Raw genomic sequence first — 19,800 nt, forward strand, 5'->3', positions numbered from 1 at the left:
GGTCGAGCACGTCGGCCAGGACCGCGACGCCGTGGCCGAGGGCGGCGCCGAGCTGCACGAGCGCGCCGAGGACACGGCGGTCGCCGTCCTGCGCGCGCCGTCGCACGATCGCGGTGCGCTGGGCCAGGTCGAGGGACGGGTCGTGGACCAGGTCGCCGGGGCCGGCCAGCGAGTGCAGGAACGGGTCGATGCCGACGGCGGTCTGCCAGCAGCCGCGGCGGCCGCAGACGCAGGGACGGCCGGTGGGTTCCAGCGACAGGTGCCCGACCTCGCCCGCCGCGCCGCCGATCAGGCCGCCGCCGGTGATCAGCCCGGCGCCGACGCCCATGCCGCCGTGCAGGAACACGACGTCGGAGCAGCCGCGGGCGGCGCCGTCGTCGGCTTCGGCGAGCGCGGCGAAGTTGGCGTCGTTGCCGACGACGATGCGGTCGAGGGGGAACCCGGTGCGGGCGGCGAGCCCGTCGGCGAGGGCGACGCCGCGCCACCGGAGGCCGGGCGCGAGGCGGACGGCGCCGGCCGCGGTGTCGACCAGGCCGGGCACCGCCACCGCGATGCCCGCGACGTCGTCCACTTCGGACCGCGCGGCGAGGACGAGGGCGGCCAGTTCGTCGAGGGCGCGCGCCGCCCCGAGGGCCCGCACGTCGCACGCGGCGCGGCGGCGGGTGGTGGCGGTGCCGGCGAGGTCGAGGACCGTCACGCCGACGTGGTCCTCGTCCACCTCGAGCCCGATGCCCCAGTGGCCGCGCGGCCGGAGTTCGACGAGCTGGCCGGGCCTGCCCTGGCCGCCCTCGTGGCGGCCGCCCGCCTGGACGAGCTCGCGGATCTCCAGCTCGGCGACGAGGCCGGAGACGGTGGCCTTGCTGAGGCCGCTCAGGGTCGCCAGTTGCGCGCGGGAAAGCCCCCCGTGGCGGCGCAGAAGCCGGACGAGCAGGGCGAGGTTCGCCCTGCGGACACCGGCGCGATCCGTCGGCCGGTCAGAAGGTTGGGGCACCGCGGACGCTCCACTTCGTTGGGAAACTGGCCGGTCTCAGTGCTGCCGTCTCAGTGCTCTGGCGTACGCCGCCTACTCTGACTGGCGGGGTACTTCTGCCACAATCCGGCAAAAGGAGTAACAGTCAGATCGTTACTTTTGAACCGGACTGCCGAAAGTGTGCACGATTGATGACATGCTTCCGTTCAGTGGGAGTCGCGAGGCCGTGGCTGCGAAGCGTGCCCACACCGTGACGGACACGCACGAAACCGCGCCAGGCCGAGCCACCCGCGACCGCCTCACGCCACTCGCACCACCCGCACCGAGGTCAGGCCGGCACGCTGAAGGCGTGGTCGGAGGCCAGCCAGGCGGCCCCGATCACACCGGCCTGGTCGCCGAGCTCCGAGAGCACGATCGGCAGGTTCCCGGTCGCCAGCGGCAGCGACCGCCGGTAGACCGACGACCGCACCTCGGCCAGCAGTGTGTGCCCCAGCCGGGACACGCCGCCGCCGATCACGACCATCCCCGGGTTCAGGAAGCTCACCAGCGACGCGATCACCTGCCCCAGCCGCCGCCCGCCCTCGCGGACCAGCGTCACCGCCGCGAAGTCACCGGCCTGGGCAGCCTCCGCCACGTCCCGCGCGGTCAGCACGGGCCGGTCCGCCAGCAGCTCGGCGAGGTACGGCGACCGTCCGCTGCGCGCCAGCGTCTGCGCGTCCCGCGCCAGCGCCGCCCCGCCGAAGTACGCCTCCAGGCACCCGGCCTCCCCGCAGGCGCACGCCGGGCCGTAGTCGTCGAGCTTGATGTGCCCGATGTCGCCCGCCGTGCCGGCCACCCCGCGGTACACCCGGCCGCCGACGACGATTCCGCCGCCGATGCCGGTCCCCACCTTCACGAAGATCAGGTCGTCGAGCGACCTGGCCACCCCCGCGTGCCGCTCCCCCAGCGCCATCACGTTCACGTCGTTGTCGACCGTCACCGCGCAGCCCCAGTGCCCGGCGAGCCGGTCACGCACGGGAAAGCGGTCCCAGCCGGGCATGATCGGCGGCGCGACCGGCATCCCGTCGCGGAAGCTCACCGGCCCGGGCAGCCCGATCCCGGCGCCCGCGAGCCGCCCGGGGGCGTCCTGCAGCACCTTCGCCGCCAGCTGCTCGACCCGGTCGAGCACCGGCACCGGCCCGCGGCGCACGTCGCAGTCCTCCACCGCGTGCGCCAGCACCTCGCAACGCCCATCGGTCACCGCGACGCCGACCGAGGTCGCCCCGATGTCCACGCCGAGGAACCGCAAGTCGTCTGCCAGGCGCACGAGCGTCGACCGGCGCCCGCCGCGGCTCGCCGCCGGACCGCCGGATTCCACGAGCCCGCCTTCGGCCAGCCGGGTGATCTCGGCGGCCAGCCGGGCCCGGGGCACGCCGAGCCGTTCACCCAGTTCGACCCGCGCCATCGGGCCCTCGTCCCGCAGCAGGGCGAGCAGCCCGGCCTGCTCACGGGTCTCGGCCGACGGGGGAAAACCGCTGGTGGTCATGGGGGCACCAGCCTCCTCGCTGCTCGCGCGTGCCCCGACTGTAGACCCGCCGCCGCCCCTTTTGAGCAGACGCGGCCGAACTTTGTTCCGGGAAATCCGAAACTCTGGACACTTTCGGCGGAAGTTGCCTACGTTGACCGGCGCACGTGGCAAGGGGGTCGGTTCACACTCGGCTGAAGGAGAAATCCGTGTCCCACTCGTCGTTCAACCGCCGCGGTTTCCTGCGCTCCGCGGCGGGGGCGACCGTCGCGGTCAGCGCCGCGGCGCTCGCCGGATCGCTGCCCGCCGTCGCCAGCCAGGGCGGCGGCCGCCTCGTCCCGCAGAACCAGATCGGCATCCAGCTCTACAGCGTCCGCGACAAGGTCTCCCAGCTCGGGTTCCGGGCCGTGTTCGAGGAGCTGTCCCGCATCGGCTACCGCGAAATCGAGTTCGCGGGCTACACCCAGAGCACCTCGATCCTCGGACGGCAGATCACCGTGCCGGAGATCGCCCAGCTGCTGAAGGACTTCGGGCTCAAGGCGGTCGGCAGCCACGTCGGCCTCAACAACTTCCGCACCAACCTGCAGGGCGAACTCGACAACGCGGAAATCCTCGGGCTCAAGCACATCGGCACCGCCAACGCCCCGAGCAACGTGAACACAGTGGACGGTTACCGGGCGGCGGCCGAGGAGTTCAACACGTTCGGCGCCGCGGCACGCGCCCGCGGCCTGAAGTTCTACCAGCACAACCACGCGGGCGAGTTCGCCTTCGCCACCGACCAGCCGGAGGTCCGTCTCTACGACGTCTTCCTGGAGCACACCGACCCGAGCCTGGTCTACCTCGAAATGGACGTGTACTGGGCCTACGTGGGCCAGTACCGCTTCCCCGGCTTCGACCCCGCGGACTACATCACCCGTGCCCCGCACCGCTACCCGTTGCTGCACCTCAAGGACGGCGACGAGAACCCGGAAAACCCCAACGGCTACGACATCGTCGAGTTCGGCGCGGGCGACCTGCCCTACCGCCGGTTCCTCAAGCGGGTCAACGGACGCGGCCGCTACCACGGCATCTGGGAGCAGGACACCGCGCCCAGCACGCTGCCCAACCCGCCCGGCTCGTTCGCCGCGGCGCTGCGCAGCTACCAGGCGCTGGAGAACCTGCGCGGCTGACCCCTCCCCCTCCCCGTCGAAATCCCACCGGAGTGATCTCGCGATGCATCCTGCCCTCAGACGGTTGATCACCGCCGCCGCGGTGACGGCCCTGCCGGTGCTCGGCCTCGCCGTGCCCGCCGCGGCCCACGACGAAGACGCCGCCCTGCACTGGGAGAACTACGAGAAGATCACGCTCACCAAGAACGTGGGCGAGCCCATCGACCTGGCCGTGCTGCCGGACAACCGCGTCCTGCACACCGCGCGCAGCGGCGAGGTGCGGCTGACCGACCCGAAGACCGGCGTGACGAAGGTCGTCAACACCATCCCCGTCTACCAGAACTCGGAGATGGGCCTGCAGACGGTGACCCTGGACCCCGGGTTCGCCGAGAACCACTGGGTCTACCTCTACTACTCGCCCAAACTGAACACCCCGGCCGGCTCCGCGCCGAACACGCTGCCCGCGGGCACGGACGACTCGTACTGGAAGCAGTGGGAGGGCTACGACGTCCTGTCGCGGTTCAAGTGGACCGGCGAGGCGCTGGACCTGAGCACCGAGCAGGAGATCATCCGCGTCACGACCAACCGCGGCCAGTGCTGCCACGTCGCCGGTGACGTCGACTTCGACGCCCAGGGCAACCTGTACCTGTCGACCGGCGGCAACACGCCCGCCTCGGGCCCGAACGTCAACGGCTACACGCCGATCAACGACGCGCCCGGCTACAACCCCGGCCTCGACGAGCGGCGCGGCTCGGGCAACACCAACGACCTGCGCGGCAAGATCCTGCGCATCCACGTCAACGAGGACGGCTCCTACACGATCCCCGAGGGCAACCTGTTCGCCCCCGGCACGCCGCTGACGCGGCCGGAGATCTTCGTGATGGGCCTGCGCAACCCGTTCCGGATGACGGTCGACAAGGCGACCGGCGCGGTGATGTGGGGCGACTACGGCCCCGACGCCGGCACCGCCGACCCGAACCGCGGCCCGATGGGCTACGTCGAGTGGCAGACCACGACGAAGGCGATGAACTCGGGCTGGCCGTTCTGCACGGCCGACAACACCCAGCCCTACCGGGACTTCGACTTCGCCACGCTCACCCCGGGCCCGGCCTTCGACTGCGCCGCGCCGGTCAACGACTCGCGCTGGAACACCGGGCTGCGCGAGCTGCCGCCGGCCACCCCGGCCACGCTCTGGTACGGCGACAAGGACAGCGACCAGCCGTGGCCCGAGCTGACCGCGTTCCGCTCCAGCACCGGCCAGGCGCCGATGGGCGGCCCGGTCTACCACTACGACGCGAACAACCCGTCGCCGACGAAGTTCCCGGAGTACTGGGACGGCAAGGCGTTCTTCGGCGAGTTCTCGCAGGACTACGTCGCCGCGTTCACGCTGTCCGGCCCGGACGGGCCGGTGACGAAGCTGGAGAACTTCCTGCCCAACGCCGAGTTGTCCACGCTGGGCCAGCCGATCTGGGACAACCCGATGGACCTCGAGTTCGGTCCGGACGGCTCGCTCTACGTCCTGGACTACGGCGACGGCTTCTTCCGGCAGAACCCGGACGCCGGCCTGTACCGGATCGACTTCGCGCCGGGCGACAAGGCCCCGACCGCGCGGATGACGGCGACCCCGTCGTCCGGGCAGGCGCCGCTGACCGTGGCCTTCGACGGCAGCGCGTCCAGCGACCCCGAGGGCGGCGCGCTGACCTACGAGTGGGACTTCGACGGTGACGGCACGTTCGACGCCACCGGACCGCAGGCCACCCACACCTACACCGAGAACGGCCAGGTCGAGGCACGGCTGCGCGTCACCGACCCGGCGGGCAAGCACGGCCTGACGTCGGAGCAGGTCACCACCGGCAACACCGCGCCCACGGTGGGCCTGACCGCTCCGGTGCACGGCGGGTTCTTCGACTGGGGCGACGCGATCCCCTACGCGGTGACGGTCAACGATCCGGAGGACGGCACGACCCCGGTGTGCAGCCGGGTCGCGTGGGCCTTCGGTCTGGGCCACAACCAGCACGGGCACCCGGTCAACAGCGGCACCGGCTGCACCGGCGCCGTGGCCACGCCGACCGACGCCGGGCACGGTGAGACCGAGAACGTCTTCGGCGTGCTCAACGTGACCTACACCGACAACGGCGCAGGTGGCGTGCCGCCCGCGACCGGCGAGGCGCAGGCCGTGCTGAACCCGAAGCTCATGCAGGGCGAGCACGCGGACGAGACCAGCGGCGTGACGATCACCGACGACGCGAGCGCGTCCGGGCTGCGCTCGGTCACCGGTTTCGACGCCGGCGACTGGCTGGCCTACGACCCGGTCAACTTCAGCGGCATCACCGGGGTGCAGACCAAGGCGCACGGCGCCGGCCAGTTGCAGCTGCGGTGGAACGCCGCCGACGCGGCGCCGTTCGCCACGGTCGACGTCCCGGCGGGCGACGGCTGGCAGACGGTGACCACGCAGCTGACCGGGCTGCCCTCGGGCGCGGGCAAGCTGTTCGTCACCTCCAGCGGCGGGGTCGACGTCGACGCCTTCACCTTCCAGGGCGCCGGGGTCGCGGACAAGACGCCGCCCGCGGTGTCGGCCGCGCTGACGCCGTCGGCCCCGACCGGGGCGAACGGCTGGTACACGGGCAACGTGACGCTGGCCGTGACCGCGACCGACAACGGCACGGTGTCCAGCAGGCAGTACTCCGTGGACAACGGCGTCACCTGGGCGAACGCGGCCAACCCGGTCACGTTGTCGGCCGAGGGCACCACGACCGTGCTGTACCGGGCGACGGACAACGGCGGCAACGTCTCCGCGCCGGGCACGCTCACGGTGAAGATCGACAAGACCGCGCCGGCGGTGACGGTCGCCGGGGTGACCGAGGGACAGGCCTTCGGGGACTCCGCGGCGCTGACACCGGTGGTCACCGCCACCGACGCCACCTCCGGGGTCGCCGGGTTCCAGGCCACAGTGGACGGTCAGCCGGTCACGCCGGGCAAGCCGCTGGAGCTGTGGCGGCTGCCGCTCGGGGCGCACCAGCTGTCGGTGACCGTGACCGACCAGGCCGGGCTCACCACGACCAAGGCCGTGAACTTCACGACCGGGACGTCGTTCGGTGACATGCGCGCCCTGATCGACCGGTTCCGCGACGCCGGCTGGGTGACCAAGGCGGGTGCGGTGCAGCTGCGCGGCACCTTGGACCTCGCCGAGTCGCACGCGAAGGCCGGCCGGGTCCGGCCGGCGCAGGAGGCGCTGCGGCTGTTCGGCGTCCTCGCCGGCCAGCGGTGGAACGTGCCGGACCGGGTCGCGTCGGAGACTCTCCGTCGCGACGCCACCGCCCTGTCGGGGTCGCTGAAGGCCTGACCGGGTGATCTTGGGGCCACTCTCGGTGCGGAGCCGCACCGGGAGTGGCCCTCTGGCAGGATCGGGAACCATGCGCATCCGTCTGGTTCTCGCGGGCTTGACGGCGGGCGCGCTGCTCGCCGCCTGCTTCGCGCCGGACGAAGACGCCCCGCCGCAGCCGGACGCACCGCCCGCGGCCGCCGCGGCCGCCGGCCCGGGCTTCACCGTGGCGGCGACCGGGGACGTGCTGATCCACCCCGCGCTGACCGACCAGGCGGTCGCGGACGGCGGCGGGACCCGCGACTACCGGCCGCTGCTGGCCGGGATCCGGGACGACATCAGCTCCGCGGACCTCGCGGTGTGCCACCTGGAGACGCCGCTCGCGCCGGCCGAGGGCCCGTTCCAGGGCTACCCGGAGTTCAGCGCGCCGCCGGAGATCGCCGACGCGCTGGCCGACACCGGGTACGACGACTGCTCGACCGCGTCCAACCACACGATCGACACCGGCACCGACGGCGTGGACCGGACGCTCGACGAACTGGACGAGGCCGGCATCCGGCACACCGGCTCCGCCCGCACCGAGCAGGAGGCCCGCACGCCGCTGGTGCTGGACGTGCACGGCGTGAAGGTCGGGCACGTGTCCTACACCTTCGGGTTCAACGGCAAGAAGCTGCCCGGCGGCAAGCAGTGGGTGTCGAACACCCTCGACGCGGACGCGGTGCTGGCGGAAGCGCGGGCCACGCGGGCGGCCGGGGCGCAGGTGGTGATCGCGAGCCTGCACTGGGGCACGGAGTACCAGCACGAGCCGACCGCCTCGCAGCGGCAGATCGCGCAGCGGGTGCTGGCCGACCCCGCGGTGGACCTGATCATCGGGCACCATGCGCACGTCGTGCAGCCGATGGAGAAGATCGGCGGCAAGTGGGTCGCCTACGGGCTGGGCAATTCGATCGCCAGGCACTCGGAACCGCGCGGCACCACCGAGGAGGGCCTGATCGGCCGGTTCCACTTCACCCGCGCCGGCGACGGCTGGACGGTGGACCGGGCCGAGTACGTGCCCACGGTGATCGACCTCGGCCCGCCGATCCGGTTGCGCACCGCCGACGACCCCGCCCTGGACCGGGCGCGCGCCGCGGAAGCCCTCGCGCGGACCGACGAGGTGGTCCTCAGCCGCGGCGCCGCCGCGCAAGGCCTGACCCGCGGCTGACGAGCCCGGCGCGGCCGGCCGGGCGCTGCGGGACCGGGTGACGCTGGAGCCGGACGCGCGAGTCCTGCGCTCAGGCGGGTTCCGGTTCCGGGCTGGCCGCCGGGAAGCGCTCTCCCTCGTCGCTGCGGACCGGGAGCACCGCGCCGCCCTCGGAGAGGTACGCGTCGAGGTTCGGGGCGTACCCGGAGACCATCGCTTGCCGCTCCACGGCGCTCGACGCCGCGTACTCGTGCGACGACGTGCCCAGCGGCCGCACGTGCCGGGGTATCAGCTTGTAGAACCCCGTGCGCGACTCGTGCGCCCGGCCGAGCGGGTCCAGTTCCGCGGCCGCGAACGCGCCCGGTTCGAAGGCCAGCCCGTGCGCCCGCGCCCGCTCGACCATCCACAGCAGACTGATGTCGGCCAGTGCCCGGTCCGGGTAGCCGCCGCCGACGTCGGAATGCACCCCGGCGAACCAGACCTGCTCGACGCGCTGCCCGATCGTGCCCGCGCGCGGCCGCCACAGCGCGGGCCGGAACGGCGGGCGGTGCTCGTCGATCGCCAGCGCGTGGTACGCCGCCTCGACGCTGGAGCTCAGCTCCGTGTCGTGGAACTGCCAGCGCCGGTTGACGAGGTTGACCAGCCGCAGCCCGGACAACGGGATGCCGAGCGACCCGACGGTGTCCCACACGCCGAGGAACCGGATCCGCGTTTCGCGCGAGTACGACCGGCGGAACAGCTCCGCCGCGGCCGAGCGCGGGTGCGTCTTCGACCCGCGGGCGCGGTAGAGCGCGTACGCCTCGCCGATCCGGTCCTCGTGCTCGGGCCGCAGGATCCCGCAGTTGCGCACCAGGCCGGCGAGGCTGCGCGCGGTGTAGGCGCCGCGGCTGAACCCGAACAGGAACAGCTCGTCACCCGGCTCGAAGGTCCGGACCAGGAACCGGTAGGCCTCGCGCACGTTGCGGGACAGCCCGAACCCGAACGCCCCGCCCCACAGGCGCTCGCCGCGTCGCGTCCCGACCCCGGGGTGGTAGAACATCCGCTGCTCGCGCCCGGCCCCGTCGGCGGGCGCGACCGCCAGCGCGACCCGCGACACGTTGGTCGGCGCCGGCTGGTCCGGCGTGTTCCAGGTCCCGTCGCAGCAGATCACCAGCCGCTTGGTCATGCACAGCTCCCCTCGACGCCCGGTTTGTCGCCGATCGAGTGCCGAGGGTTACTGTCCGCTCTGGCTACCAGGCGGTAGCATCGTCCGGCCGGGTCGCTGACCAGCAAGAACGCGAGTCGGCTTCAGGTTTTGTTGCGGCGCGTCAAGGGGGCGGAAGTGCCGGACTACCGCAGTGCGCAGGCCCTGGCGGCCGCACCGAGACGGCTCGCGGTGGCGCTGGAGCCGCACACCCGGCCGCTCGCCGAGGCGATCGTCCGCGAGGTGCGGCGGGAGGTGCCGGAGTACTCCGGGCCACCGGAGGGCCGGTTCGGCCGCGCGCTGGCCGAGGGCATCGAGGTGGCGGTGCGGCACTGCTTCCGGTGCATCGGCAACCCGCACCCCGACCACAGCGAGTGGGTCCGCCAGTTCCGGCGCCGCGGGCGGCGCGAGTTCGACGAGGGCCGCACGCTCGACGCCCTGCAAGCCGCGGTGCGCATCGGCGGCCGGGTGGCCTGGCAGTACCTCACCCCGGTGCTGCGTGATCTCGGCGCCGGCCCGCAGACCCTCACCACCGCGGCCGAAGCGATCTTCGCGTTCGTCGACGAGCTGTCCGCGACGGCACTGGAAGGGTTCCAGGAGGCGCGGCAGCCGTCCGGAGCCGAGGAGCGCCGGCGCCGCCTGGCCACGCTGATCCTCGCCGAGCCGCAGCCGAGTCTCGCGGGCCCGGCCGAGGACGCGGAATGGCCATTGCCCGAACGGGTCGCCGTGATCGCCCTCGAACACGCCGAGAACCTGCCGGCCGGCCTGCTGGACGACGAGGTCCTCGCCGATCTGGACGGCGACCGCCCCTGCCTGATCACGCCCAGTCCGCAACGGACGGTCGGGATCCTGTCTGGCAACTGGGAAAAACCCGCGCGCGCCGCGGTGTCGCCGCCGGTTCCGCTCGTACTGGCCCCGGCCGCGCACCGGCTGGCCCGGCGCGGGCTCGCCCTGCCCGGGGACGTCGTGTGGTGCGCCGAGCACCTCGACGCGATCTGGTTGCGCTCGCAGGACTTCCTCGCCGACCGGCTGCAGGCGAAGTACCTGGCCCCGCTGGACTCGGTGAGCGGCAGGCAACGCGCCCGGCTGGGCGAAACCCTGCTCGCGTGGCTGGAAACCCGGGGCGGCGCGCCGGAGATCGCGCGCCGCCTGCAGGTGCACCCGCAGACCGTGCGGGCGCGGCTGCACCAGTTGCGCGAGCTGTTCGGCGACCGGCTGGACGACGCGGACACGCGGTTCGGGCTGCACCTGGTGCTGCGCAGGCAACTCGGCGCCGAGGAGGGGACTTTGTGAGGCACGCGCGAATGAGCCCTCGTCCGGGTGTCACCCGTCTCGACACTCGTCACCCGAACGGGTGGCGCAGGAATTCGGAGTGTGTCAACGGTTCTTGCCAACGCGACCCGGGTGATGCCATGTTGGCTCCGCGAGCGGGCCACGCGCACGGGGCCGGCCGCGAAGATCTCCACCCACCGCAGCGCTGCGGTTTCCCGAGCAGGGGTTGACATGACGATCGATGCCGAGGTCCGGCCCGGACGCACCGCGCCGCCGCGGCCGCCACACCCGCGCCGCCCGCCCGGTGAGGCTCCGGGGCAGGGGCGCGCGAGCACGCTGTGGGCGTCGCTGCCGCGCGAGCTGGCCGCGGTGTTCCGCCCGCACGCGGACGCGCTGACGCGGGTCATCCTGGCCGAGATCCAGCGGACGGTGCCGGAGTACGCCCGCCCGCTGGAGGGGCCGTTCGGCGAGGTCATCGTGCGCGGGGTGCGCGAGGCGGTCGGGCAGTGCCTGGACAACATCGGCAACCCCGCGGTGTCCCAGGACAACTGGATCGGCGTGTTCCGGCACCTCGGCCGCATCGAGTACAGCGAGGGGCGTCCGCTGGACCAGATCCAGACCGCCTACCGCGTCGGCGGGCTGGCCGCGTGGCGCTACATCGCCAAGGTCGGCCAGGCGAAGGGGCTGCCGTCCGATCTCCTCTACACCGGCGCCGAAGCGGTGCTGGCCTATGTGGACGAGATTTCCGCGTTGTCCGTGCAGGGCTATCGCGCCGCGCAGGCCCGCGCGGCCGGCACCCGGGCCAGGCAGCGCAGGCAGCTGCTCGGCCTGGTCCTGTCCGAGCCCGCTCCGGCGCCGCAGGCGGTCGAGGGGCTGGCCGCGGCCGCCGGGTGGCACGTGCCGGACAAGGTGGTCGCGATGGCGCTGGAGCCGCGGCGCGACCAGCACCGGCTGCCGCCGCCCGCGCTGCCGGCCGGGGTGCTGGCGGATCTGGAGAGCCCGCAGCCGTGCCTGCTCGCGGCCGCGCCGCCGGAGGGCCTGGAGGCCGCACTGCGCGGCTGGCGGGTCGCGATCGGGCCGCGGGTGCCGCTGGCGGAGGCGGCGGTGTCGCTGCGCTGGGCGCGCCGGACGATGGACCTGAGCGTGCGCCGCATCCTCCCGCGGGAGCCGGTGCTGCACGCCGACGACCACCTGGCCACGCTGTGGCTGCTGGCGGACGAGTTCCTGATCGGACAGCTGCGGGACGCGTGCCTCGCGCCGCTGCACGGACTGACGGACAAGCAGCGCGCGCGGCTCGGGCAGACGCTGCTGGCGTGGCTGCAGTCCAGCGGGAGCGCGCCGGAGATGGCCGAGCGGCTGGGCGTGCACCCGCAGACGGTGCGCTACCGGATGCGGCGGATCGAAGAACTGTTCGGCGAGCGGCTGAACGACCCGGAACACCGGCTGCGGCTGGAAATCGCGCTGCGCGCGACGGAACTGCTGACGCCCGCCGCATGAACCGGGTGAACGACTACGACAGCTTCGCCGGAGCCTACGCCGCCGAGAACGAGAACAGCCTGCTGAACGCGTACTACGAGCGGCCCGCGATGCTGTCCCTCGCCGGGGACGTGGCCGGCCGCCGGATCCTGGACGCGGGCTGCGGCGCCGGACCACTCACCGCCGCGCTGCGCGACCGCGGCGCGGAGGTCACCGGCATCGACGCCGGCGCCGGGATGCTCGCGCTGGCCAGGCGGCGTCTCGGCGACGACGTGCCGCTCCGCCTGGCGGACCTGAACGATCCCCTGCCGTTCGCCGACGGCGCGTTCGACGACGTGGTCGCCTCCCTGGTGCTGCACTACCTGGAGGACTGGGCACCGGCGCTGGCCGAGCTGCGGCGCGTGCTCCGCCCCGGTGGCCGCCTGATCGCGTCGGTGGACCACCCGTTCGTCGCCTACACGATCCAGGAGCCCCGGCCCGACTACTTCGCGACCACCAGCTATTCGTTCGAGTGGACGTTCGGCGGGCAAACCCTTTCGATGCGGTTCTGGCGCCACTCGCTGCACGCGATGACCGGCGCCTTCACCGACGCCGGGTTCCGCCTCACCGCCCTCGTGGAGCCGCAGCCCGACCCGGCCGCCCGCGAACTCTTTCCCGGCGATTTCGAATCGCTGTCGACGAAGACCGCGTTCCTGTTCTTCGTCCTGGAGGCCGCGCCCTAGGAAACGGCCGGCGCGCTAGCCAGATACGCCTCCCGGCAGGCGGCACGCGCGGGTTTGCCCGCGACGGTCCGCGGCAGGCTTCCCGGAAGCCCCACGTGCACGTCTCGCACGCGCAGGCGGTATCCGTCCGCGACGGCCTGCTCGACGGCACCCGCGCAGGTCAGTGGGCCGGGCGCCTCGGCGAGCACCACGACCTCGTCCTCGACCGCGAACACGACCGTCGAGCCGGGCAGCAGTTCGGGCACGACCCGTTCGATCGTCGCCTCCACCGCTTCCGCCTGGACCGCCGCCTCCCCGGCGGGCAACCGGTTCTCCAGCCGCCCCAGTACGGTCAGCTCGCCGCCAGACAGGAAGCCCACGTCCCCGGTCCGCAGCCACCAGCCCGGCTCCCCCGCGTCGGTCTCGTCCCGCAGCAGCGCGCAGAACGTCTCCGCCGACGCCGCCGGCCGCCGCCAGTACCCACGCGCCACCGTCGGTCCGGTCACCCAGATCTCCCCCACCGCGCCGGCAGGCAGCGAACGGCGCGTGACCGGGTCGACGATCGCGACGGCGCGGCCGGGCCGCCCGCTCGACACCGGACCGTCCCCGATGGACACCAGCCCGGTCGCCTCCAGCAGCCCGTAGGCGGCCCGGTGCGCGTCCGGACGCAGGCCGGACCCGGGCAGCACCGCCCGGTGCCGCGCCGGTTCACCCACGTCGAGCACCGCCCGGACACCGCCGAGGTCCAGCGCGTCGGGCACTGGGCAGCGCGCCAGGAACGAGTTCGCCGCCGCCGTCACCGCGCCCGGATTGGCCGCTAGCGCGCGCAGCCAGATCTCCGGCCGCTCCCGCACGCGGTCGGCCGGCAGGTGCACCGACGGGCACCCGGCGAACACCGGCGCGGCGACCGCGAACGGCAGCCCCATCTGGCACAGCGGCAGCCAGTTGACGACCACCGCCGCCCGGTCGCCGAGGCGCAGCGCCCCGGCGGTGTGCGCGGCGCTGTCGACGAGCCCGGCGTGGGTGATCACCACCCCCACGGAGTCGGAGGTGTAGCACAGGCAGGCGATGTCGGCGGGATCCGGCTCGTCCAGGTCGAACAGGTCACCGGGCACAGTGTCGATCGCGACGATCCGCCACACCTGCACACCGGCGGCGTCCAGGAGCGCGCGGACGTCGAGCAGCTTGTCCCCGGTCGTCAGCACGATCTCCGGCGCGGCGTCGATGATCGTCGCGGCGAGCCAGGCGTCGTCGCGCCCCGGCGCGAAGGCGGGCACCGCGACCAGCCCGGCGCGCAGGGTGGCGAGGAAGCCGACGACCCAGTCCACGCCCTCGTCGGCCAGGATCGCGGCGCGCACGCCGTCGAAGCTGAACCGCCGCAGCCACGCGGCCACCGACGTCACGCGCCGGTCCAGCTCGTCCCAGGTGAGCGAGCGGGTGCCGTCGGACACCGCGCGGGCGTCCGGGTCCCGGCGCGCCCAGGTCGCCAGGAACTGCGGCAGGGACGCGAGTGTTTGGGTCACAACGGAACCGTAGTGATCTTGTGAATGGGGTGTCAAAACTTGTGAGCGGGGTGCCAGCGGAGCGAATCGATACTTGTCAGCCTGGTGAGTGCCACTGGTAAATCCGCAGCTCCAGGCATCTTTCGATGGAGATGCCAACTTCCCCGCGGAAACCCATGCAACCGGTGACAAGTTTTCCGGACAACCTTGCCGGAGCAATTTCCCGTCATTACATTACTCATCAGTAATCCTTTTCTGCGATTATCAATGGAGATGTGCATGAATCGGAAGAGAATCGTCGGCGGAATCGTCTCCGGATCGGTACTGGCGGTGTCCGCCGCCGCCGGCCTGCTCGCCGGAGCGGGCACCAGCGCCGCCGATCCGGCCACGCTGACGCTGACCTACACCTGTCCGTTCCCGCTCATCGGCAACCAGCCGATCAGCGTCGTGATCAACGCCGACATCCCGGCCACCGCGACCGTCGGCCAGCCCACGCCCGAGTTCGGCATCGAGGCCGTCGCCACCGTGTCCTCGACCGCCACGTCCGGCCTGAACCTGGTCGGCGCCAAGACGGTGGAGGGCACGGCGCAGGCCTCCGCCACGGTCGCCGCCCCCGAGGCGACCCTGCCGGTCACCGTCCCGACCACGATCCCGCCGACCGCGATCCCCGCCTCCGGCGCCTTCGACGTCACCGCGACCGGCACCACGCCGTCGCTGACCTTCGCCCAGCCCGGCGGGGCGACCGTGTCGGTCGGCGACCTGCTGCTGACCCTGCACCCGAAGAAGGCCGACGGCTCCGACACCGGCCTCGGCACCTTCGACTCCCAGTGCACGCAGGACCCCGGGCAGGACAACGTCCTCGCCACCGTGCAGATCACCGAGGCCGCGCAGGCCGCCACCGAGCAGCGGATCCGCTGACCCGACCCCGCGCGGCCCGGGCGCCGGGCCGCGCGGGGTGTGGCGGCCCCGGTGATCGGGTAGCCCACCCGCGTGACACCGCGCAACGAGGAACCACTGGATCTGGGCGCCACCGAGATGTCGCCCGCCGAGGAGAACCGCGTCCGCGCCGAGCACGACCTCGACCGGCCGCGGGTGTTCGACGAGCGCAACGCGGTGGACGACCGCGCGGAGACGCGCTCGACCCTGCTGCCGGAAGAGGAACACGCCGGCAGCGCCGATCCGGAGGCGCAGGCACGCGAGGTGCTGCGGGACTCCGACCTGCGCACCGAGGTGCCGGAGTCGGCCCCGGACACCATGATCGAGCGGCGCCGCCCGGAGGAGACCGCCTGAGCGCCCCTTCGGGACCGCCCCCGCCGCGTGCCCGCCCGCCGCGCAGCAGCGCGGCCGAGCCGACGTTGCCCTGGAAGCGGCCGCGCTCCGCTTGACGGCCGCGCCTGAGCGCGGCCACCGGACAACGCCTCGCCCGACCTGGCGTGCCCGGATAGCGCCACGCTCGGTCGGGCAGCGGCTCTGGTTCAATCCCGGAATGGATCTCCGGCTGGGCGGGAAGAAGGCCATCGTCACCGGCGGCAGCCGGGGCATCGGGTTCGCGGTCGCGCAGGCGCTGACCGCCGAAGGCGCCGACGTGGCGATCGTCGCCCGCGACGCGCGGGCGCTCGCGGAAGCACGCGCCCGGATCGGCGGGAACACGCTTTCCGTCCCCGCGGACGTGACCGACGACGAGGCCGTGCGCGCCGCGGTCGCGCGCACCGTCGCGGAGTTCGGCGGGGTGGACATCCTGGTCAACTCCGCGGCACAACCGGCCGACCCCACGAAACCCACCGCGCTGGCCGCGCTCGAGGACGACGACCTGCGGACCGAGATCGAGACGAAGGTGCTCGGCTACCTGCGGTTCGCGCGCGCCGTCGCGCCGCACATGGCCGAGCGCGGCTGGGGGCGGATCGTGAACGTCTCCGGCCTCAACGCGCGCCGCACCGGCAGCCCGTTCGGCTCGATCCGCAACGTGAGCGTGGCCGCCCTGACCAAGAACCTCGCCGACGAACTCGGCCCGCACGGGATCAACGTGACGGTCGTGCACCCCGGGCTGACCGTCACCGAACGCACCCCGGCGATGGTCGAGGGCGTCGCGCGCGCCCGGGGCGTGACCGTGGCGGAAGCGGAGGCGCTGCTCGGCCGCGGCAGCGCGATCGGCCGGATGGTCACCGCGGCCGAGGTCGCCGACGTCGTCACGTTTCTCGCCTCCCCGCGCAGCGCCGCGATCACCGGCGACCCGATCCCGGCCGGCGGCGGCACGCCGGGCCCGATCTTCTACTGAGACGCCCGGCCCAGCACCGCCCAGCCGTGCGGCGGCAGCGTGGGCAGCGGCGCCTTCCCGTCCGGTGACGACGAGTCGAGCACCCGCAGCCCGTCGATGTCCACCGGGAACCGGTACGCGTCGTCGCTGGTGTTCAGCAGCGTCAGGATCTCGTCGTCGCCGGAGCGGGAGCGGAACGCCATCGCCCGGTTCGTCAGGTGCTCGACCTCCGTCCGCGCCCGCACCAGCCACGCGTTCCGCCGCCGCAGGCCGATCAGCCGCTGGTGCAGGCGGTACACCGGCCAGCCGTAGGGCGCGAGCTGCCCGGCGTCGGCCGGGAACTCCGGGCGGATCTCGTCGTCGCCGCCCTCCCGTTCCTCCTTGACGCCGCGGAAGGCCTGCTCGTCGCCGTAGTAGACGCTGGGCACGCCGCCGACGGTGAACAGCACCGCCAGCGCGTGCGCCAGGTGCCGCTCGTCGGTCAGGCGGCTCGCCAGCCGCGTGACGTCGTGGTTGCCGACGAAGGTCTGTGGCACGAACGACCCCATCAGCTCGTCGTGCCGCTTCAGCGCCCAGGACAGCTCGAAGAAGTTCCCGTCGTGCAGCGAGCTCCAGATCGCCTTCCACAGCTCGTACTGCGTCACCGTGTCCAGCCCGCCGCGTGCCACGTAGGACGCGTAGTCGCCGTGCAGCACCTCGCCGGCGAACCACGCGTCCGGGTGCCGCCGCCGCACCCCGGGCAGCACCCGCGCCCAGAACTCCGGCCGCACCGCGTACGCCGCGTCCAGCCGCCACCCGGACACTCCGCGGCCGAGCCAGTGGTCCAGCACCCGGCCCACGTAGTCCGCGACCGCCGGCTGGGCGTGGTCCAGCGCCACCAGGTGCGCGTGCCCCTCGAACACCGCGTAGTCGGCGCCGTCGCGGCGGAACCACTCCGGATGCCCGAAGGCGCGCGAAACGTGGTTGAAAACACCGTCCAGCACGATCCGCAGCCCGCGGCTGTGGGCGGCCGCGACGAGGCGGTCGAAATCGGCGTCGTCGCCCAGCCGCGGGTCGATCCGGAAGTGGTCGACCGTGTCGTAGCCGTGGGTCTCGGACGCGAACACCGGGCCCAGCATCAGACCGGAACAGCCCAGTTCAACGGCGTAGTCGAGCCAGTTCTCCAGCCGCCGGAGCCGGTGCTGCGCCTCGCTGCCTGCCGGGAGCGCCCCGCCGGGCGCGCCGGTGAAGCCGAGCGGGTAGACGTGCCACCAGATCGCGTGATCGGCCCAGCGCCCCATGCGTTCTCCTCTTCTCGTCGTGTGGCGGCCCCCGGCCGGGACCTGGATCCTGAACGGGTGGAAGCCGACCTGACCGCCCTCGCGCACGCTTACGGAGTGGCCACCCGGTACGAGAACGCCGAACAACGCGAGGTCGAGGTCGAGCCGGACGTCGTCGTCGCCGTTCTCGCCCAGTTCGGGGTGGACGCCTCCGGGCCGGACGCGATCCGCCGCGAGCTGGCCGCGGTCCGCGAACGCCGGGCGGCCACGGTGCTGCCCCCGACGCTCGTGCTGCGAGAAGGTACCGAACACGACGCGGGCGGGCCCGCTGTCCTGCATTTGGAGGACGGCACCCGCCGGGAGATCGGCCGGATGCTTCCCGCCGATCTGCCGCTGGGCTGGCACCGCGTCGAGACCGCCGAGCAGGACGTGGTGCTCGCCGTCGTGCCGCACCGCCTGCCCGAGGTGCCCCCGGCCTGGGGCTGGATGTTGCAGCTCTACGCGCTGCGTTCGGAGCGGTCGTGGGGCGCCGGGGACTTCGGCGACCTCGCGGAGTTCGCGCGCCGCTCGGCCGCCGAGCTGGACGCGGGCGTGCTGCTGGTCAATCCGGTGCAGGCGATCAGCCCGGTTCACCCGGTCGAACGCTCCCCCTACTCGCCGGCCAGCCGCCGCTACGCCAACCCGCTCTACCTCCGGATCACCGACACGCCCGAGTTCGCGCGCGCCGGCGAGGACCTGCGTGCCCGGGTGCTGGCCCTGCGGCCGGACAACGCGGACCTGATCGACTACGACGCGGTCTGGAGCGCCAAGCTGGCCGCGCTGGAACTGCTGTGGCCGCTGCACGAGCCCGCGCCGCTGGACGACGCCGTGCACGACTTCGCGACCTTCTGCGCGCTGGCCGAACGGCACGGCCCGGACTGGCGCGAGTGGCCGGTGCCGCTGCGCGACCCGCACGGCCCGGAGGTCGCCGCAGCCCGCGCCGAGCTGGCCGACCGGATCGCCTTCCACGGCTGGCTGCAGCAGCTGTGCGAGGACCAGCTCGGCCACGCCCGCGAGGCGGCCGCCGCGATGCCGGTGGGCATCGTGCACGACCTTCCGGTCGGCGTGCACCCGGGCGGCGCGGACACCTGGGCGCTGGGCGACGCGTTCGCCGCGCAGGTGACCGTTGGCGCGCCACCGGACGCCTTCAGCCAGCAGGGCCAGGACTGGAACCTGCCGCCGTTCCGCCCGGACCGGCTCGCCGAACTCGGTTACGCGCCGTTCCGCGATGTCATCCGCGGCGTCCTGCGGCACGCCGACGGCATCCGGATCGACCACGTCGCCGGGTTGTGGCGGCTGTGGTGGATCCCGCCGGGCGAGCCGCCGTCACGCGGCACCTACGTGCACTACGACGCCGAGGCGATGCTCGGCATCCTGGCGCTGGAGGCGCACCGCGCGGGCGCGGTCGTCGTGGGCGAGGACCTGGGCACGGTCGAGGCCGCGGTGACCAAGACCCTGCACGAGCGCGGGGTGCTCAGCTCCGCGGTGCTGTGGTTCCAGCGCGACTACGACTCGCCCGGCCACCCGTTCGTCCCGCCCGCGGAGTGGGACGCCGACGCGATGGCGAGCATCACCACGCACGACCTGCCGACCGTCGCCGGCTGGCTCGCCGGCGAGCACGTGCGCGTGCGGGCCGAACTGGGACTGCTCGACGGGCCGGCGGAGGAGGAACGGGCCGCCGCGGAGACCGAGCGCGCCGACCTGCTCGCGTTCGCGCGGGCGCAGGGCATCCCGGACGACGACCCGGTGGCTGCGCTGCACACCCTGCTCGCGTCCGCCGCGTCGCGGCTGCTGCTGACCGCGCCAGCCGACGTGGTCGGCGAGGTGCGGCAGCCCAACCTGCCCGGCACGACGGACGAGTACCCGAACTGGCGGATTCCCTTGCCCGTCACCGTGGAGGAGTTCTTCGCGGACGCACGACTGCGCCACTTCGTGAAGGAATTGCGCGCCGCGCGCCCGTTCACCGGGCGAAGTGCTTGAAGACCGC

15 protein-coding genes are annotated in these 19,800 nt (G+C 73.3%); 10 read left to right on the plus strand and 5 right to left on the minus strand.

Features of this window, described 5'->3' with window-relative positions; translation table 11 throughout:
* Both ACCP09_RS09305 and ACCP09_RS09310 read right to left on the minus strand, forming a co-directional pair.
* Positions 1 to 991, minus strand: a 991-nt coding sequence (locus ACCP09_RS09305; protein ID WP_433744980.1) for an ROK family protein, incomplete at its 3' end; no start/stop codon positions are given.
* Positions 992 to 1,298: 307 nt separating this feature from the next.
* Positions 1,299 to 2,495, minus strand: coding sequence for an ROK family transcriptional regulator (locus ACCP09_RS09310; RefSeq protein ID WP_027930574.1), 1,197 nt, complete (start codon positions 2,493 to 2,495; stop codon positions 1,299 to 1,301).
* 188 nt (positions 2,496 to 2,683) lie between these two features.
* Here ACCP09_RS09310 and ACCP09_RS09315 point away from each other — a divergent pair, with 188 nt between their 5' ends.
* The 3 genes from ACCP09_RS09315 to ACCP09_RS09325 all read left to right on the plus strand — a co-directional run bounded on the left by ACCP09_RS09315 (position 2,684) and on the right by ACCP09_RS09325 (position 8,148).
* Entirely contained in the window at positions 2,684 to 3,643 is a 960-nt protein-coding gene (locus ACCP09_RS09315; RefSeq protein ID WP_027930575.1) for a sugar phosphate isomerase/epimerase family protein, read from the plus strand.
* Positions 3,644 to 3,707: 64 nt separating this feature from the next.
* Positions 3,708 to 6,965: a PQQ-dependent sugar dehydrogenase gene (locus ACCP09_RS09320; RefSeq protein WP_433744984.1), complete on the plus strand. Its 3,258-nt coding sequence runs from the start codon at positions 3,708 to 3,710 to the stop codon at positions 6,963 to 6,965.
* 70 nt (positions 6,966 to 7,035) lie between these two features.
* Positions 7,036 to 8,148: a CapA family protein gene (locus ACCP09_RS09325; RefSeq protein WP_123682554.1), complete on the plus strand. Its 1,113-nt coding sequence runs from the start codon at positions 7,036 to 7,038 to the stop codon at positions 8,146 to 8,148.
* A 70-nt stretch (positions 8,149 to 8,218) separates the two neighbouring features.
* On the opposite strand, the gene ACCP09_RS09330 is transcribed toward ACCP09_RS09325, so the two are convergent.
* On the minus strand, positions 8,219 to 9,292 hold the full coding sequence (locus ACCP09_RS09330; RefSeq protein ID WP_433744987.1) for a DUF2235 domain-containing protein: 1,074 nt from the start codon (positions 9,290 to 9,292) through the stop codon (positions 8,219 to 8,221).
* Between the two features lie 156 nt (positions 9,293 to 9,448).
* Between ACCP09_RS09330 and ACCP09_RS09335 the strand changes: the two genes are divergently transcribed.
* From ACCP09_RS09335 to ACCP09_RS09345, 3 genes are all read left to right on the plus strand, one after another.
* On the plus strand, positions 9,449 to 10,603 hold the full coding sequence (locus ACCP09_RS09335) for a helix-turn-helix domain-containing protein (protein ID WP_433744990.1): 1,155 nt from the start codon (positions 9,449 to 9,451) through the stop codon (positions 10,601 to 10,603).
* A gap of 210 nt (positions 10,604 to 10,813) precedes the next feature.
* Positions 10,814 to 12,079 (plus strand): PucR family transcriptional regulator, encoded by a 1,266-nt coding sequence (locus ACCP09_RS09340; protein ID WP_433744993.1) that lies wholly within the window; start codon positions 10,814 to 10,816, stop codon positions 12,077 to 12,079.
* Entirely contained in the window at positions 12,076 to 12,780 is a 705-nt protein-coding gene (locus ACCP09_RS09345; protein WP_433744996.1) for a class I SAM-dependent methyltransferase, read from the plus strand. Before ACCP09_RS09340 ends, ACCP09_RS09345 begins: the two co-directional genes overlap by 4 nt.
* Here ACCP09_RS09345 and ACCP09_RS09350 read toward each other — a convergent pair.
* Positions 12,777 to 14,282, minus strand: coding sequence for an AMP-binding protein (locus ACCP09_RS09350; protein WP_433744999.1), 1,506 nt, complete (start codon positions 14,280 to 14,282; stop codon positions 12,777 to 12,779). The two genes, ACCP09_RS09345 and ACCP09_RS09350, sit on opposite strands and share 4 nt — an antisense overlap.
* A gap of 258 nt (positions 14,283 to 14,540) precedes the next feature.
* On the opposite strand from ACCP09_RS09350, the gene ACCP09_RS09355 reads away from it, so the two are divergent.
* The 3 genes from ACCP09_RS09355 (at position 14,541) to ACCP09_RS09365 (ending at position 16,536) form a co-directional block, all read left to right on the plus strand.
* Positions 14,541 to 15,179 (plus strand): DUF6801 domain-containing protein, encoded by a 639-nt coding sequence (locus ACCP09_RS09355; protein WP_433745002.1) that lies wholly within the window; start codon positions 14,541 to 14,543, stop codon positions 15,177 to 15,179.
* 72 nt (positions 15,180 to 15,251) lie between these two features.
* Positions 15,252 to 15,551 carry a hypothetical protein gene (locus ACCP09_RS09360; RefSeq protein ID WP_017982079.1) on the plus strand — a complete coding sequence of 100 codons (300 nt, stop codon included), beginning with the start codon at positions 15,252 to 15,254 and terminating at the stop codon, positions 15,549 to 15,551.
* Between the two features lie 196 nt (positions 15,552 to 15,747).
* Complete coding sequence (locus ACCP09_RS09365; protein WP_378335590.1) at positions 15,748 to 16,536, plus strand: SDR family NAD(P)-dependent oxidoreductase; 789 nt, start codon at positions 15,748 to 15,750, stop codon at positions 16,534 to 16,536.
* On the opposite strand, the gene ACCP09_RS09370 is transcribed toward ACCP09_RS09365, so the two are convergent.
* The gene (locus tag ACCP09_RS09370) at positions 16,530 to 17,795 is read right to left on the minus strand and encodes an alpha-amylase family protein (protein ID WP_433745006.1); all 1,266 of its coding nucleotides are present in this window, start codon (positions 17,793 to 17,795) and stop codon (positions 16,530 to 16,532) included. The genes ACCP09_RS09365 and ACCP09_RS09370 overlap by 7 nt on opposite strands.
* Positions 17,796 to 17,852: 57 nt before the next feature.
* Here ACCP09_RS09370 and malQ point away from each other — a divergent pair, with 57 nt between their 5' ends.
* A complete protein-coding gene (gene malQ, locus ACCP09_RS09375; RefSeq protein ID WP_027930583.1) occupies positions 17,853 to 19,793 on the plus strand; it encodes a 4-alpha-glucanotransferase in 1,941 nt (646 codons plus the stop codon).
* Positions 19,794 to 19,800: the final 7 nt, after the last annotated feature.

It is taken from the genome of Amycolatopsis sp. 3B14 (genome assembly GCF_050958625.1).
Classification (GTDB): domain Bacteria; phylum Actinomycetota; class Actinomycetes; order Mycobacteriales; family Pseudonocardiaceae; genus Amycolatopsis_E; species Amycolatopsis_E thermoflava.

Coding starts and splice junctions, on each gene's coding strand:
- ACCP09_RS09325 (WP_123682554.1), top strand. CDS start 7,036: ATGCGCATCCGTCTGGTTCTCGCGGGCTTGACGGCGGGCGCGCTGCTC.
- ACCP09_RS09340 (WP_433744993.1), top strand. CDS start 10,814: ATGACGATCGATGCCGAGGTCCGGCCCGGACGCACCGCGCCGCCGCGG.
- ACCP09_RS09330 (WP_433744987.1), bottom strand. CDS start 9,292: ATGACCAAGCGGCTGGTGATCTGCTGCGACGGGACCTGGAACACGCCG.
- ACCP09_RS09345 (WP_433744996.1), top strand. CDS start 12,076: ATGAACCGGGTGAACGACTACGACAGCTTCGCCGGAGCCTACGCCGCC.
- ACCP09_RS09365 (WP_378335590.1), top strand. CDS start 15,748: ATGGATCTCCGGCTGGGCGGGAAGAAGGCCATCGTCACCGGCGGCAGC.
- ACCP09_RS09310 (WP_027930574.1), bottom strand. CDS start 2,495: ATGACCACCAGCGGTTTTCCCCCGTCGGCCGAGACCCGTGAGCAGGCC.
- ACCP09_RS09370 (WP_433745006.1), bottom strand. CDS start 17,795: ATGGGGCGCTGGGCCGATCACGCGATCTGGTGGCACGTCTACCCGCTC.
- ACCP09_RS09355 (WP_433745002.1), top strand. CDS start 14,541: ATGAATCGGAAGAGAATCGTCGGCGGAATCGTCTCCGGATCGGTACTG.